The sequence below is a fragment of the Arthrobacter sp. P4_F11 genome (assembly GCF_056401395.1).
Genome location: NZ_JBFUJK010000006.1, coordinates 48,809 through 63,701 on the forward strand (window position 1 = coordinate 48,809; position 14,893 = coordinate 63,701).

Genomic DNA, 14,893 nt, shown 5'->3' on the forward strand with positions numbered 1-14,893 from the left:
GAGGTCCCCCCGTTGGGCCGTCAGCTATGGTGCTGCGCGCTGCAGCTTGACCTCGATCGAATCAACCCGCTCGGCAAAGATTTCATTCCGGGCCCAGGCGTTATAGAGGCCGGCGACGATCGACTGCACGCCGGCGGCGTCGAGACCGTCTTCAAGATAGAGGACCACACGGAGTTCCGGGCCGGCTCCCCCACCGGGGAGCCGCCTGCCATCGGCCGTGGCCGAGGCAACTCCACCCCCCGGATGAATTTCAACACGGCGGACCGCCGGAAAGCCAACCGCGCCTTCCCCGAGTGCACCCGCGAGATCGGGATCGGCGTATGACGGCGTCCATGGCTGCTGTTGGGCGAGGGCCCAGACTGCCGGCCGGCGGACCACGAACGTCACTTCCGAGCCGGGATCGAGCACGAGCAGCTCCGCGCCTTCCGCGACCGCTGACAAGGCGGCCCGGGCCGCGTACACGGCGACCGGCCTGGCCTCCGGGTGCCACGCCGTCAGTGACGCCGCCGAGGTGAACACCGGCATGGCCGTCCGCCCGTCCGGCGCCTTGAGCGTCACCAGGGCCATGTCGGCCTGTTTGTCCCCAAGCAGTTTGTCATCGTGCAGCGGGTCCCCGTTGGGGCCGGGCGCGGCCTCGCCCTCTTCGGCGAGCTGAGCGAGGATTGGCACGAACACCCGGGCGGTGGCCAGCGCGGCCACCACGGCCGCTTCGTCGCCAGTGCCCGCTGCGAGGTCGGACAAAGCCGCCAGATAGCCGGCGTCGGCGGTGCCGTCGTCGTTGTCGAAATTGTGGATGTTGGCGTCATCGCCGGAAAGGCTGCGCCCTGCCCAGGGTTGGCCGGCGGAGTCGGTGGCCCCGCCGGCGCCGGCGAGGGCCGCCGCGATGTGCCCGGGCAGATGCCGGACGGGACCGGCCCCGGTCCCTGCCTGCGCTGTCTCGTGGGGGTTATTGGGGTCGTGGGTGTCGTGGGTGTGCGTCATGGGCGCCTTCGCCGCTAGCGGCGGCCGGCGACGTCGAGGGCCTCGGGCAGGGTGAAGTTGCCGTTGTAGAGGGCCTTGCCGACGATGGCGCCTTCGACGCCGAGTGGCACTAGGGAGCGCAGGACCTTCAGATCCTCGAGGCTGGAAATGCCGCCGGAGGCGACCACCGGCTTGCCCGTTTTCTCGACCATCTGGCGCAGGAGTTCGACGTTGGGGCCCTGGAGCGTGCCGTCCTTGGTCACATCGGTCACGACGTACCGGGCGCAGCCGGCGTCCTCGAGGCGGCCGAGCACGTCCCAGAGGTCCCCGCCTTCCTTGGTCCAGCCCCGGCCGGCGAGGGTGGTGCCGCGGACATCCAGGCCGACGGCAATCTTGTCGCCGAAGCGATCGATCACCCGGGCCGTCCATTCCGGGTTCTCCAGTGCCGCCGTGCCCAGGTTGACGCGGGCGACGCCGAGGTCGAGGGCCTTCTCAAGGGATTCGTCGTCGCGCAGGCCGCCGGAGAGCTCCACCTTGATATCGAGCCGGCCGACGACCTCGCGCAGGAGCTCGGCGTTGGAACCGCGACCAAACGCGGCGTCCAGGTCGACCAGATGCACCCACTCAGCCCCCTGCTGCTGCCAGTTGAGGGCGGCCTCCAGCGGGGTGCCGTAGCTCGTCTCGCTGCCGGCTTCGCCCTGCACGAGCCGGACGGCCTGTCCGTTGACGACGTCGACGGCGGGCAGGAGCTCAAGTACGGGCAGCGGGGTTTCGGTGGTCATCGTGGAGTCCTCAGCTTGGGGATGGTGGTGGGGAGGGGGCGGTCAGGACGCCGGCAGGGTCAGGAGGTAGGCGGCCAGCAGCGACATGCCGGCGAGGATGTAGAAAACGATCTGCACCCAGAGCGGACTTTTCTGCTGGCGGAAGGAGATCCCGCCGCCAACCAGCAGGCCGGCCACGCCCATGAGCACCAGAGACCACATCTAGGCGGTTCCTTCCGGGGCTGCGGGGCGCAGGCCCTGGACCCAGTTGCGCAGCAGCCGGGCGCCGGCGTCGCCGGACTTCTCCGGGTGGAACTGGGTGGCACACAGCGGGCCGTTTTCCACGGCCGCGATGAACGGGGCACCGTGGTCGGACCAGGTCACCAGCGGCGCAGCCATCCGCGGCTGGATGACGTCGAAGTCCCACTTCTGGACACCATAGGAGTGCACGAAGTAGAACCGCTCGTCCTCAACCCCGGCGAAGAGCCTGGACCCTTCGGGGACGGCGACGGTGTTCCAGCCCATGTGGGGCACGACGTCGGCAGGCAACAGTTCCACCTTGCCGGGCCACTCCCCCATGCCCTCGGCTTCGGTGCCGTGTTCGACGCCGGCCTCGAACAGCACTTGGAGCCCGACGCAGATGGCCAGCACGGGACGGCCTCCGGCGACACGGCGGCCGATCATCCGGATGGCGTCAACGGCCTTGAGTTCGCGCATGACGGTTTCGAAGGCGCCGACACCGGGGACGACGAGGCCGTCGGCATTGAGGACATCCTCAGCCTTGGAGCTGAGGATGACTTCGGCGCCGGCCCGCTCCAGCGCGCGGACGGCGGACCGGACATTCCCGGAGCCGTAGTCCAGCACCGTAACGGTGGGCTTTCCCTCCGGGGAGACCGGCTTGGTCGCGGCAGCGGGGTCGATGATGGCCCCGTCGCGGAGCAGCGGGCCGGTCACAAAGCACCCTTTGTCGACGGGATGCCCTCGACGCGGGGATCCGGCTCGACGGCGGCGCGCAGGGCGCGGGCAAAGGCCTTGAACTGGGCCTCGACGATGTGATGGGGGTCGCGCCCGGCAGTGACGTTCATGTGCAGGCAGATCCCGGCGTGAAGGGTGATCGCCTCGAAGACGTGGCGGGTCAGGGAGCCCGTAAAGTGGCCGCCGATCAGGTGGTATTCCTGGCCTGCCGGCTCGCCGGCGTGGACCAGGTAGGGGCGGCCGGAGACGTCCACGACAGCTTGCGCGAGGGCCTCGTCGAGGGGAACGGTCGCCTCGCCAAAACGGCGGATCCCGGCTTTGTTGCCCAGCGCGGTCCGCAAAACCTCGCCGAAAGTGATGGCCACGTCCTCGACAGTGTGGTGGACATCGATGTGGGTGTCGCCGGTGGCCTTGACCGTCATGTCGATCAGGGAGTGCTTGCTGAGGGCTGTCAGCATGTGGTCGTAGAACGGGACCGACGTGCTGATGTCTGAAACGCCGGTGCCGTCCAGGTTGATCTCGACCAGGACCGAGGACTCGCTGGTGGTCCGTTCCATGCGTGCGGTCCGGCCCTCGGCGGTGGTGGATCCGGTGGTGCTCATGTAGATGTGTCCTTTGGAAGAAGGCAGGGTGTTGGGCAATCTGGCGGGGACGATCGGGCTCCCCACCAAGTCTAGGCCTGCGGCTTTGCGGAGCCGGCCAGGATAAGTTCAAGTGCCTCCAGGAAGGCTGTGGTTTCTGTCTCAGTGCCCGCGGTGACGCGCAGGTGCCCCGGAATACCGACGTCGCGGATGAGGACACCGGCGTCCAGCATCCGCTGCCAAACCTCATGGGGGTTCTCGAGGCCGCCAAAGAACACGTAGTTGGAATCGGACGCGGCCGGGGTCAAGCCCAACCGCGTCAGTTCCGACACGATCCGGTCGCGCTGGCGCTTGATGTCCTCGACGTCCGCCATGAGCGCCTCCCGGTGGTGCAGGGCAGCCAGGGCCGCAGCCTGGGTGATGGCGGAAAGGTGGTACGGGAGACGGACCAGGCGCAGGGCGTCAGCGACCTCCGGTGCCGCGGCCATGTAGCCGAGCCGCGCACCCGCGAGGGCGAAGGCCTTGCTCATGGTGCGCGAGACGATGAGCCGCTCCCGGCCAGGGAGCAGGGTGAGGGCACTGGGCGTGCCGTCGTGGGCGAACTCGTGGTAGGCCTCGTCGACGATCACGATGGTCTGGCTGGCCTCGCCGGCGTCATAGACGGCCTCGACCACATCGAGGCCCAGCCCCGTGCCGGTCGGGTTGTTCGGGGAACAGAGGAAGACAACGTTGGGCTGAAGCTCGCGGACTTGCTGTGCCGCCGAGTCCGCGCTGAGCCCATAGTCTGACGCGCGGGCCCCGACGACGTATTCCGTATCCGTGCCGGAGGCCAGCAGCGGGTACATCGAATACGTGGGAGGGAACCCGAGGGCCGTCCGGCCGGGGCCGCCGAAGGCCTGGAGGATCTGCTGAAGGACTTCGTTGGAACCATTCGCGGCCCAGATGTTCTCCGCGTCCAGCCCGTGGCCAAGGTATTCGGCGAGGGCTTCGCGCAATTCGGTGAATTCACGGTCCGGATAGCGGTTCAGCCCGGCAGCGGCGGCACTCACGGCCTCGGTGATCGCTGCGCGGACATCGGCCGGGACCCCATGGGTGTTCTCGTTGACGTTGAGCAGGATGGGGACGTCCAGCTGCGGCGCGCCATACGGACGCAGGCCACGCAGATTGGTTCGGAGGGGCAGTCGGTTGAGGCGCTCAAGCTGGTCAGTCACGTGACCAGTTTAAGTGGTAGCGGGACGGGCGCTGAAACTGTGACGCCCGCGACGGCACCCGGGGGTGGTTACTTGGACGGGACGAACAGTTGCTGGCCCGGCATCACACGCGCGGCGTCCAGATTGTTCAGCTCCACGATGTCGGCCACGACGTCGCGGGGATCGCGCTCCGGAGCCACCGACCCGGCAATGGCCCAGAGGGACTCCCCCGGTTGGACTGTGACGGATACGGTCGGCGTCACCGAGAGCTGGTCTGCGGAATCTGCCGCTTTCGCGGGAGCGTTGAGGAATCCGCTGAACGACAGGATGAACGCCGCCAGCAGGATCAGCGGGACACCGAAGAAGACGAAGCGTCCGCGCCGGGTGAGCCGCAGCGGCGGCTGCTTGGTCCGGCCGCCGGAAACCGCGGCGGCTCCTTGCGGCGCCTGCGACGTCGCGGCGCCGCGGCGCCTGGCGTTGAGCGGGTACACGTTGCCGTGAAGGGAACCACCCTGGCCCATGCCGCCTTGGTCGCGACTGCCGTGTCCGAGGCTGCCGTGTCCGATGTTGCGGCGAGCCGCTGCGCCACCTGGACCAACACCGCGGTGGCGGGTCGTGACGTCCTGAATGTTAGTGCCGTCAAACGCGCTTGAAACTGACATGAACTGAGCCCTCCTGGACCATAAGTTGCCGCCCGGCGTACTCACGTACTCGCCGCCAACCGGCCGAACCTTCGAACATAGAACCGAACATCGCTTGCGAACCCAGATCGTCGGAATCGAACACATATTCGAATCTTGCTAGTTCTGTTTTAGCACTTACTAACGAACGATGTCGAGACTCGCTAGAACAAATGTTTGAAAAAGGTCTGCGGCTGGCCTATTTTTGAGGGACAGGACAACCACTTTCGAACTCCCACTTTCGAACTACCCGTGGGAATTCATTCGTAGTTGATCAGCAGGGTCTGACATTTCAGGCCGGAAGTTCCCGGTGACAGCAGCCACGGCAGCCGGGCGGAACGGAAAGGCGTTGGCGAACATGGCAGCACAAGCCACCGGCGGCAGGGCCACCCCACGGAGCCCGCAGCCCGCCCGGGCCCCCAAGAGCCTCACCGTCCGGCAAAAGAAAATCCTGGAGACCATCCAGCGGTCCGTCACGGACAAGGGCTATCCGCCGTCCATGCGCGAAATCGGCGACACCGTCGGTCTCGCCAGCCTCTCGAGCGTGACCCACCAGCTCTCCCAGCTCGAAAAGCTCGGCTACCTGCGGCGTGATCCGAAGCGCCCGCGGGCCATGGAAGTGCTCATGCCGCTGACCCTGGACGAGGGGACCACACCGATTTCCGGTGTCGAGAAGTCAAGCGGCCTGCGGGCCGTCGGCGGCCTGTCAGTGACTGAGCTGGCCAGCGCCACCGACACGGCAATGGTGCCGTTCGTCGGACGCATCGCCGCCGGCGGGCCGATCCTCGCGGACCAGGTGGTGGAGGACGTCATGCCGCTGCCCCGCCAGCTCGTGGGCCATGGCGAACTCTTCATGCTCAAAGTGGCCGGCGACTCGATGATCGACGCCGCCATCTGCGACGGCGATTGGGTGGTTGTCCGCCGCCAGGGCGATGCCGTGAACGGCGACATCGTTGCCGCCCTGCTGGACGACGAAGCCACGGTCAAGACCTTCCGCCAGCGGGACGGCCACACGTGGCTGTTGCCGCAAAACACCCAGTACGAGCCCATCCTGGGCGACCACGCCGTCATCATGGGCAAGGTCGTCTCGGTACTGCGCTCACTCTAAACTGCGCTCCCCTTAGCCGTCCCGGGCCATGCCGCCAGTTCGGAGCGGCCACCCCGCGGCGGATTTCCGGCGCAGGGTGGCGGCCCCGGTTTGGGACTTAGGCTTTTGCGGAGTCTTTCGCCAGGCGCTTCAGGGCTGCCATGGCTATCGATGAATCGGTGGTGGGCCAGAACGGCGGCAGCGCGGCGCGCAGGAAGCCGCCGTAACGCTCCGTAGAGAGCCGCGAATCCAGCACTGCCACCACGCCCTTATCCGAGGTCGAGCGGATCAGCCGTCCGGCGCCCTGCGCGAGGCGGATGGCGGCGTGCGTGGCCGAGACGGCCATGAAGCCATTGCCGCCGGCCTGGGCCACGGCCCGCGAACGTGCCGTCATCAGCGGGTCGTCCGGCCGCGGGAAGGGAATCCGGTCGATGACCACCAGCCGGCAGGACACGCCAGGGACGTCGACGCCCTGCCAGAGGGACATGGTGCCGAACAAACACGTGTCAGGTTCGTCGGCAAACTGCCGCACGAGCGCCGTCATGGTCGACTCCCCCTGGCACAGGATGCTGAGGCCCAGCCGGGGCCGCATGGACTCGGCTGCTTCCTCTGCGGCGCGCCGCGAGGAGAACAGGCACAGGGCGCCTCCGCCGGAGGCGCGGATCAGCTTCTCGAGTTCGTCCAGGGCCTCGGGGGACGTTCCGCGGCCGGGTTTGGGCAGGTGCCGGGCGACGTAGAGAATGCCCTGCTTCGGGTAGTCGAACGGGGAGCCGACGTCGACGCCGGTCCAGCTCGGTGCGCCGTTGCCAACCAGGCCCAGGCCGCCGGCGGCGGGTTCGAAGGCGGCGCCGATGGCCAGTGTGGCCGAGGTCAGGATGACGGTGTGGTCTGCGAACAGGCCCTCGCGCAACCGCCCTGCGACGCTCAGCGGGGCAACATTGATCAACGCCGGCGCGCTCTCGTCCGGCTGCGAGTAGCCCTGCGCCGGATCGAAGCTGCTGTTGCGGCAGAACCACACGACTTCGCGGTTTTCGCGCGCGGCCAGGAGGCGTTCACAGAGCTCCAGGATGACCATGAGGCGCGAGCGGGCCAGCTGCCGTCCGCCGTCCGCCGACACGGAGCTGTCCCCCTTGGAATCGGACAGGGCGGCGCGGCATGCGTCGCGCAGCTGGTCGATGCAGTCCAGCTGCCCGCTGTTCAGGCCGTTGGGCATCAGCCCGCTGGGGACGCCGTCGATGGCGAGCTCCAGGTGGGCAGCGGCATTGTTCAGTGCATCCACGGTGATGCCCGTGTGCTTCCGGGCCCCGGACGCGGCGGCGTGCACCATCGCCACGGAGAGCTGGCCCGAGACCGCGCCCGTGACGCGGTCCTGAAGTTCGTGTGCTTCATCCACCACGACGACGTCGTACTCGGGCAGCACCGCCAGGCCTTCGAAGGCACTGACGGCGAGCATGGCGTGGTTGGTGACCACGACGTCGGCATCGGCGGCGTTCTGCCGTGCCAGTTCGCTGAAGCATTCGGCCGCGAGCGGGCATTTCTGCGCGCCGAGGCACTCCATGGAGGTGACCGAGACCTGGCGCCAGGCCCGGTCCGTGACGCTTGGCATGAGCTCGTCGCGGTCCCCCGTGGTGGTCTCCTCGGCCCATTCGCGCAGGCGGACGACTTCCTTGCCCAGCTGGGAGGACGGCCCGCCAAGTGCGGCGGCGAAATGCGGCACGCTGGTGTCCTCGCCCAGGGAAAACAGCTGTCCCTCGGAAGGTTCTTCGGACGGGAAGCCGCCCTCGAGTTTGTGCCGGCAGACGTAGTTGGAACGGCCCTTGACCAGGGCGACCTTGACGGGCCGCTCCAGGGCGGGCGTGATGGTCTTGAGCAGCCTGGGCAGGTCCCGGCCCACAATCTGCGTCTGCAGCGCCAGGGTGGCGGTGGAGACCAGGGTGGGTTTGTTGCTGGTCAGCGAATGCGCGATCAGCGGAATCAGGTAGGCCAGCGACTTGCCGGTGCCGGTGCCGGCCTGGACCAGCAGGTGATCGCCGCTGTCTATCGCGCGCGCCACCTGCCGGGCCATTTCGTGCTGGCCATCGCGGCTCTGCCCGCCCATGCCGGACACGGCACGGTCGAGCAGCTTAACAACAAACTCCTCGCCGGCCGCGCCGGCACCTGAACCGGCGCCGGCGCCGGTGTCAGTTTCGGCCGGCCCAGCATCAGCTGGTTCGGCGTCGGCTGGTTCGGCGTCGGCTGGATCGGCGTCGGTCCTGGTCACCGCAGCCTCAGTCATTGCTAATGAAGGGATCCAGTTCGGCGGCGAGTCCTTCACGCACCATCACCACGGCACGGGTCCCGGTTTCCTCGTGGTCGAGGCTGAGGATCTCGGCGTCGCTCTCGTGGAGCTTGCTGATCAGATCCCCGCGGTTGTACGGGATGAGCAGTTCAAGCTTCACGCTGGGCCGCGGAATGCCGTCGCTGATGGCCTTGAGCAGTTCCGGAATGCCTTCGCCGGTGCGGGCCGAGACCACCACGTGGCGTGGCTCGCGCTGCTTGAGCCGTTCGACCACGAACGGGTCAGCGGCGTCGGCCTTGTTCAGGACAATGATTTCCGGAACCTTGCGCGCGTCGACTTCGCTGAAGACCGTCCGGACAGCGGCGATCTGGCCCTCCGGATCCGGGTGCGAGACGTCCACGACATGCAGGATCAGGTCAGAGTCGGCGACCTCTTCCAGCGTGGAGCGGAATGCCTCCACGAGCTGGGTGGGCAGGGACCGGACAAAGCCCACGGTGTCGGCCAGGGTGTATCCCAGCCCGTCAGCGGTTTCGGCCTTGCGGACGGTGGGGTCCAGGGTGGCGAACAGGGCGTTTTCCACCAGCACCCCCGCGTCGGTCAGCCGGTTCAGCAGCGAGGACTTCCCGGCGTTGGTGTAGCCGGCGATCGCGACAGAGGGCACGGCATTACGACGGCGGTTGGCGCGCTTCGTTTCCCGGGCAGGCTTCATGGCGGCGATTTCGCGCCGCAGCTTGGCCATCCGGGTGCGGATCCGACGGCGGTCCAGTTCGATCTTGGTTTCACCGGGACCACGCGAGCCCATGCCGGCACCGGCGCCGCCCACCTGGCCACCGGCCTGGCGGGACATCGATTCGCCCCAGCCGCGCAGGCGCGGGAGCAGGTATTCGAGCTGGGCGAGCTCCACCTGGGCCTTGCCTTCACGGCTCTTGGCGTGCTGGGCGAAGATGTCCAGGATCAGCGCTGTACGGTCAATGACCTTGACCTTGACGATGTCCTCGAGCCCGCGCCGCTGGGAGGGGGCCAGTTCGGCGTCGACGACGACGGTGTCGGCGCCGGTGGACATCACGATGGCTTTCAGCTCCTGTGCCTTGCCGGAGCCGAGGAAAGTCCCGGGATCGGGCTTGGCGCGCCGCTGGACGAGCCCGTCGAGGACCTCGGAGCCGGCCGTCTCAGCGAGGGCGGCAAGTTCGCGCAGGGAGTTCTCGGCGTCCGCGAGGGTGCCCTCGGTCCAGAGGCCGGCCAGGACGACGCGCTCAAGGCGCAACTGCCGGTATTCGACCTCGGTGACGTCTTCGAGCTCGGTGGACAGGCCGGCCTTGCGGCGCAGTGCGTGCCGTTCCTCAAGGTCCTGCTGGTCGCCGTCGAAGTTGGTGTACACCTCGTCCAGGCGGGAGATGGCCTGCGCCTTGCCGAGCACCGACGTCGGGCTGCTGGTACCAGCACCGGCGGCGGTGCCATGGCTGGTGCCGGCGCCGCCGCCGCGGCCTGGGGCGGGGGTGTCCTTGGAAAGGATCCGGTCGATTACAGCTTGAATCTCTTCAGGGCTCATGTCCTGGGCTGCTGAATCGGGTCCGGTGTTGGGGTGGCTGGTCATGGTCTCCTTTAAAGGTTCGGCTCTTTCAGAATAGTGCCGATTGTTGCTCTGTGGGGCGGTATTCGCGCTGGGCTGACGGCGGGTGGTCATGGGGGCCTCCTGGAATGCCCGCGGCAACGGCGCCGGGGCGGGGCTGGCTCTGTGCAGAGCGGTGGCTGGGTGACGGTAGAGGCGGCTAAGGCGCCTGGCTACGGGGACACTGGCTGTCTGGGGGGTGCCGTGCCGGTGCAAAACACGGTGAGGTGGGTGCCTCCGCCACGCCGGGCCCGGGAGTACAGCGCCAGCACAGTGCTAGCAAAACTCCGTGCCTGGGAAATGGCTGGATTCCAAGTGGTGCGGGCGCCCGCGGGTGAGAAAACTCACCCCTGCGATGGCGCACTCAGCGGAAGGCGTTTACCTGCGTCGCTTCGGGGTCCCCGGCGTCCCTGACAAGGACGGGACGGGACCCGTGCCGGCTACTTGGAGATCAGGATCATGTTTTGTAGCGTAGCAGACGCCGGCGCTGCCACCCGGTTTCCCATACGGGCTGGCCGCGAACTAATCTGGCCCATTATGGAGTCTGCACACTATTTCAGCGCCCAGCCGGCCGGGCCATTTACCCGCAAGCCGCTCACCGTGGATCTTGCCGGTGAGACGCGCCGGCTGCAGACGTCCTCGGGGATCTTCAGCCCGGACGGGATCGACAAGGGAACGGCCGTGCTGCTGGCCGACGTCCCGGCGCCGTCGCCGCAGGGCAACCTTCTGGATATCGGTTGCGGCTGGGGACCGATCGCCCTGACCATGGCCCTGCGGGCACCGCACGCCCAGGTCTACGCGGTGGACGTGAACGAACGCTGCGTGACCCTGACCAATGAAAACGCCGGGCTGCTGGGGCTGCACAACGTATCCGCCAGCACGCCGGGCGCCGTGGACCCCGACCTGCGCTTTGACACCATCTGGTCCAACCCCCCGATCAGGATCGGCAAGGATGAACTTCATGCCCTCCTGCGCCTGTGGATTCCCAGGCTGGCGCCGGGCGGATCGGCCTGGCTCGTGGTCCAGAAGAACCTCGGCTCCGACTCGCTGCAGCGCTGGCTCTCGGCGGAGCTCGACGCCAGCTTCAGCGTGACCCGGGAGAGCACGTCGAAGTCGTTTCGGATCCTTCGAATCAGGAAAGCGTCCCGCTAGCCACGATCACGGCCGGGCCGCTGAGTTCGACGTGTTCGTGCCCCTCCGGGCCCAGGAAGAATTTCACGCCGACGACGCCGCCGGGGACGTGGACGTTCCACGCGTCCGGCGCGCCCTGCCCGGCCCAATGGCGAATCGCGACGGCGGCGGCGCAGGCGCCCGTGCCGCATGACTGGGTCTCCCCCACTCCGCGCTCGTGGACCCGCATGGTGATGGTGCCGGTACCGTCGTGCACCAGTGGTTCGGAGGGCACAACGAATTCGACGTTGGTGCCGTGCGGCGGCGTCGGGTCCACCCGGGGGGCAGTGAACAGCTGCGTGGCCTCCAGTTCGGCTGTTTCGGCCAGGGCCACGACGGTGTGCGGGTTGCCCATGCTGACGGAGAGGGCGGGCCGCGCGACTTCGAGCCCGTCGGCGCTGACCAGCGAGTCCATGGCCCGCGCGGTCGCCTCGCCCGGGAAAATGAACTCCCAGGGGCCCATGTCCACGGCGTAGCCCGCAGCCGTCCGGACGATCGTCTTGGCACCGCCCCGGGTTCCAATCACGAGCGATTCGCCGGCCGGCAGGTCCACGAGGCCTTCGGCGATGAGGAAGTGCACAAAGACGCGGACTCCGTTCCCGCACATCTCAGAGAGCGAGCCGTCGCCGTTGCGGTAGTCCATGAACCACTCGGCATCGGGGTGCGCGGTCAGCAATTGCTGCCCCTCGGGCAGGAGCCGGGAGGGCACGGCCCGGATCAGGCCGTCGCCGCCGATGCCACGGTGCCGGTCACAGAGCGCCGCGACGTGCTCCGGGCTCAACTCGAGCGCGCCGTTGAGGTCTGCGATCAGGACAAAGTCGTTGCCCGTTCCGTGGCCTTTGGAAAACTTCAGACCGCTCAGCGGGGCGGTATCGCCGGCAGTACGGTCAGCGGCTACGGCTTGGGATTCGTCCATGCTCCAAGGTTACCGTTCCGCCCCGACCGCTCCGGCACCGTGACCCAAGCGCTACGCCGGAGGCAGAACCGGCGTCGCCCGGCAGAGGCCGGCGGCCTTGGCCACGAGGTCAGGATCGTGCCAGCCCAGCCAGGTGACCCGGGGATCCGCACGGAACCAGGTCAGCTGGCGGCGCGCGAACTGCCGGGTGGCGACGATGGTTTCGTCCGCGGCCTGCTCCACGCTGGAGGCACCGTCGAGCACCCGGAGGAACTGGGCGTAGCCGAGGGCCCGCGGCGCGGTCCGGCCGCTGCGGAGCCCTGCTGCGTCCAGCCGGCGGACCTCGTCCAGGAGCCCCCGGTCCACCATGGCGTGGACCCGGTCGGCCAGGCGCTGCCGGAGCAGTTCCCGGTCCACCTCGAGTCCGATCTGGATGGCAGGCTGGAAGTATTGGCGGGCCGGCATGAAGGAGCTGAATGGCCGCCCGGTGAGCTCGAAGACTTCCAGGGCGCGGATGATCCTGCGCTCATCGCCGAGCCTGCCCGCGGAGACGGGGTCCACTGCCTCGAGCCGTTGCCGAAGGGGCGCGGCTCCCGCGGTAGCCAGTTCCGCCTCGAGCCGGCCGCGGATGTTCGGATCCGTGCCGGGGAATTCCAGGACGTCGAGGGCGGCGCGGACGTAGAGTCCGGAGCCGCCGGCCAGGATGGTCCGCTTACCCCGGCCGTGGATGTCGGCGATTAACGCCCGGGCCTGCTGCTGGAAGTCCGAGACGCTCGCTTCCTCGGTCACGTCCAGAATGTCCAGCAGGTGATGCGGCACACCGCGGCGCTCCGCCTCGGTGATCTTGGCGGTGCCGATATCCATGCCGCGGTAGAACTGCATCGAGTCGGCGTTGACGACTTCCCCCTCGAGTTCGAGGGCGAGGGAGACGGCCAGGTCTGATTTGCCGGATCCCGTCGGCCCGACGACGGCGATCACCGGCGGAGCAGCCGGCTGTGCCCCCTGCGCCGCCGAATTTTGGGCAGCGTCCTGCTGGGCAGCGGCCTGGGCTGTGGCCTCGACCGCCGTGGCCTGGGCTGTGTCCTCGACCGCTGTGGCCCGGGCTGCTGGGTTCTGGACTGCTGCGTTGCCGGGAGCGCCCTGCGGGCCGCGCACGGCGCTAACGGCCGCGGGCCGGGAGGCTGGGCATGCCCAGCGACACGCCGGAGGTGCCCGACGCGCTGGTCTTCCCCGCCGGGCTGGTTTTGCCTGCTGGGCCTGCGCCGCACGAATCTGCCTGCGACCGGTCCCAGGCATCGCCGGCACGGGACCGGCGCAGGCTGTAGTCCTCGGCCGAGGCGGGGTCGGAGACGAGGTGGAACGCCGCCGCCTCCGTGATGGTGACAGTCACCAGATCGCCGGGCCGGGGCACTTCGGCTCCGGCGGGCACGGAGAAGTGCACCAGCCGCTGGTCTTGGGACCGGCCGGAGAGGCGGTGGGTTTCCCCAGCCTTACGGCCCGACTGGGCCGTCACCATGACCTCGACGCGGCGGCCAAGCTGCCGGGCGTTTTCCTCGGCGGCAATCCGGTCCTGCAGGGCAGTGAGGCGTTCGAAGCGCTCCTGGACCACGGCCTTGGGCAGCTGGTCCGGCAGGTCCGCGGCGGGCGTGCCGGGCCGCTTGGAGTACTGGAAGGTGAAGGCGGTGGCGAACCGGGATTTCTCCACGACGTCGAGGGTGGCCTGGAAGTCCTCCTCGGTCTCGCCGGGGAACCCGACGATGATGTCCGTGGAGATGGCGGCGTGCGGGATTTTCTCGCGGACCTTGTCCAGGATGCCGAGGAACTTGGTCGAGCGGTAGGACCGCTTCATGTCCTTGAGGACCTTGTCCGAGCCGGACTGCAGGGGCATGTGCAGCTGCGGCATGACGTTGGGGGTCTCGGCCATGGCGTCGATGACGTCGTCGGTGAAGGCGGCCGGGTGCGGGCTGGTGAACCGGACCCGCTCCAGGCCCGGAATGTCTCCGCAGGCACGCAGGATCTTGGAGAACGCCTGCCGGTCGCCGAATTCGACGCCGTAGGAGTTCACGTTCTGGCCCAGCAGGGTTACCTCGATGGCACCGTCGTCCACGAGCGCCTGGATTTCGGCCAGGATCTCGCCGGGGCGGCGGTCCTTTTCCTTGCCCCGCAGGGCCGGGACGATGCAGAAGGTGCAGGTGTTGTTGCAGCCCACCGAGATCGATACCCAGCCCGAGTAGACGGAGTCCCGCTTGGTGGGGAGGGTGGAGGGAAAGACGTCCAGCGATTCGAGGATCTCCAGCTGGGCCTCATTGTTGTGGCGGGCCCGGTCCAGCAGCGCCGGCAGGGCACCGACATTGTGGGTGCCGAACACGGCATCCACCCACGGGGCTTTCTTGAGGATGGTCTCGCGGTCTTTTTGCGCGAGACAGCCGCCGACGGCGATCTGCATGCCCGGGTTGGCTGCCTTGACCGGGGCGAGGATGCCGAGGTTGCCGTACAGCTTGTTGTCGGCGTTTTCCCGGACCGCGCAGGTGTTGAAGACCACGACGTCGGCCAGCTCGCCGGCGGAGGGGACGTAGCCTGCGGCTTCCAGCATGCCGGCCATCCGCTCGGAATCGTGCACGTTCATCTGGCAGCCGAAAGTGCGCACCTGGTAGGTGCGGGGCTGGGCCGGGGCGGGACTTTCCGGTGCGGAAACGGGGTCCGCAGC

14 protein-coding genes are annotated in these 14,893 nt (G+C 68.2%); 2 read left to right on the top strand and 12 right to left on the bottom strand.

All coding sequences use genetic code 11. The annotated features are described in order from the left end of the window. Positions 1 to 24 precede the first annotated feature (24 nt). From AC1DRO_RS08410 to AC1DRO_RS08440, 7 genes are all read right to left on the bottom strand, one after another. Positions 25 to 981 carry an SseB family protein gene (locus tag AC1DRO_RS08410; protein ID WP_476950511.1) on the bottom strand — a complete coding sequence of 319 codons (957 nt, stop codon included), beginning with the start codon at positions 979 to 981 and terminating at the stop codon, positions 25 to 27. A 14-nt stretch (positions 982 to 995) separates the two neighbouring features. After that, positions 996 to 1,742 carry a bifunctional 1-(5-phosphoribosyl)-5-((5-phosphoribosylamino)methylideneamino)imidazole-4-carboxamide isomerase/phosphoribosylanthranilate isomerase PriA gene (gene priA, locus AC1DRO_RS08415; RefSeq protein ID WP_243181770.1) on the bottom strand — a complete coding sequence of 249 codons (747 nt, stop codon included), beginning with the start codon at positions 1,740 to 1,742 and terminating at the stop codon, positions 996 to 998. A gap of 42 nt (positions 1,743 to 1,784) precedes the next feature. Next, positions 1,785 to 1,943: a hypothetical protein gene (locus AC1DRO_RS08420; RefSeq protein ID WP_164468561.1), complete on the bottom strand. Its 159-nt coding sequence runs from the start codon at positions 1,941 to 1,943 to the stop codon at positions 1,785 to 1,787. Beyond that, a complete protein-coding gene (gene hisH, locus AC1DRO_RS08425; RefSeq protein ID WP_476950512.1) occupies positions 1,944 to 2,675 on the bottom strand; it encodes an imidazole glycerol phosphate synthase subunit HisH in 732 nt (243 codons plus the stop codon). After that, positions 2,672 to 3,298 carry an imidazoleglycerol-phosphate dehydratase HisB gene (hisB, locus tag AC1DRO_RS08430; protein WP_028277237.1) on the bottom strand — a complete coding sequence of 209 codons (627 nt, stop codon included), beginning with the start codon at positions 3,296 to 3,298 and terminating at the stop codon, positions 2,672 to 2,674. The genes hisH and hisB overlap by 4 nt, the downstream gene beginning before the upstream one ends. A 71-nt stretch (positions 3,299 to 3,369) precedes the next feature. Next, positions 3,370 to 4,488 carry a histidinol-phosphate transaminase gene (locus tag AC1DRO_RS08435; RefSeq protein ID WP_476950513.1) on the bottom strand — a complete coding sequence of 373 codons (1,119 nt, stop codon included), beginning with the start codon at positions 4,486 to 4,488 and terminating at the stop codon, positions 3,370 to 3,372. A gap of 68 nt (positions 4,489 to 4,556) precedes the next feature. After that, positions 4,557 to 4,988 carry a LysM peptidoglycan-binding domain-containing protein gene (locus AC1DRO_RS08440; protein WP_476950514.1) on the bottom strand — a complete coding sequence of 144 codons (432 nt, stop codon included), beginning with the start codon at positions 4,986 to 4,988 and terminating at the stop codon, positions 4,557 to 4,559. A gap of 517 nt (positions 4,989 to 5,505) precedes the next feature. On the opposite strand from AC1DRO_RS08440, the gene lexA reads away from it, so the two are divergent. Next, entirely contained in the window at positions 5,506 to 6,255 is a 750-nt protein-coding gene (gene lexA / locus AC1DRO_RS08445; protein WP_028277234.1) for a transcriptional repressor LexA, read from the top strand. Positions 6,256 to 6,352: 97 nt separating this feature from the next. On the opposite strand, the gene AC1DRO_RS08450 is transcribed toward lexA, so the two are convergent. After that, positions 6,353 to 8,509, bottom strand: a complete 2,157-nt coding sequence (locus AC1DRO_RS08450) for an ATP-dependent DNA helicase (protein ID WP_476950515.1) — start codon at positions 8,507 to 8,509, stop codon at positions 6,353 to 6,355. Continuing rightward, a complete protein-coding gene (gene hflX, locus AC1DRO_RS08455; protein ID WP_476950516.1) occupies positions 8,502 to 10,106 on the bottom strand; it encodes a GTPase HflX in 1,605 nt (534 codons plus the stop codon). Before hflX ends, AC1DRO_RS08450 begins: the two co-directional genes overlap by 8 nt. Positions 10,107 to 10,658: 552 nt before the next feature. Here hflX and AC1DRO_RS08460 point away from each other — a divergent pair. Continuing rightward, a complete protein-coding gene (locus tag AC1DRO_RS08460) occupies positions 10,659 to 11,273 on the top strand; it encodes a class I SAM-dependent methyltransferase (protein WP_476950517.1) in 615 nt (204 codons plus the stop codon). Here the strand turns inward: AC1DRO_RS08460 and dapF are convergent. The 3 genes from dapF to miaB all read right to left on the bottom strand — a co-directional run bounded on the left by dapF (position 11,254) and on the right by miaB (position 14,833). Then, the gene (gene dapF / locus AC1DRO_RS08465; RefSeq protein ID WP_476950518.1) at positions 11,254 to 12,207 is read right to left on the bottom strand and encodes a diaminopimelate epimerase; all 954 of its coding nucleotides are present in this window, start codon (positions 12,205 to 12,207) and stop codon (positions 11,254 to 11,256) included. The genes AC1DRO_RS08460 and dapF overlap by 20 nt on opposite strands. Positions 12,208 to 12,258: 51 nt before the next feature. Continuing rightward, positions 12,259 to 13,164: a tRNA (adenosine(37)-N6)-dimethylallyltransferase MiaA gene (gene miaA / locus AC1DRO_RS08470; RefSeq protein ID WP_476950608.1), complete on the bottom strand. Its 906-nt coding sequence runs from the start codon at positions 13,162 to 13,164 to the stop codon at positions 12,259 to 12,261. A 181-nt stretch (positions 13,165 to 13,345) separates the two neighbouring features. Further along, positions 13,346 to 14,833, bottom strand: coding sequence for a tRNA (N6-isopentenyl adenosine(37)-C2)-methylthiotransferase MiaB (miaB, locus tag AC1DRO_RS08475; RefSeq protein WP_476950609.1), 1,488 nt, complete (start codon positions 14,831 to 14,833; stop codon positions 13,346 to 13,348). Between the last annotated feature and the right edge of the window lie 60 nt (positions 14,834 to 14,893).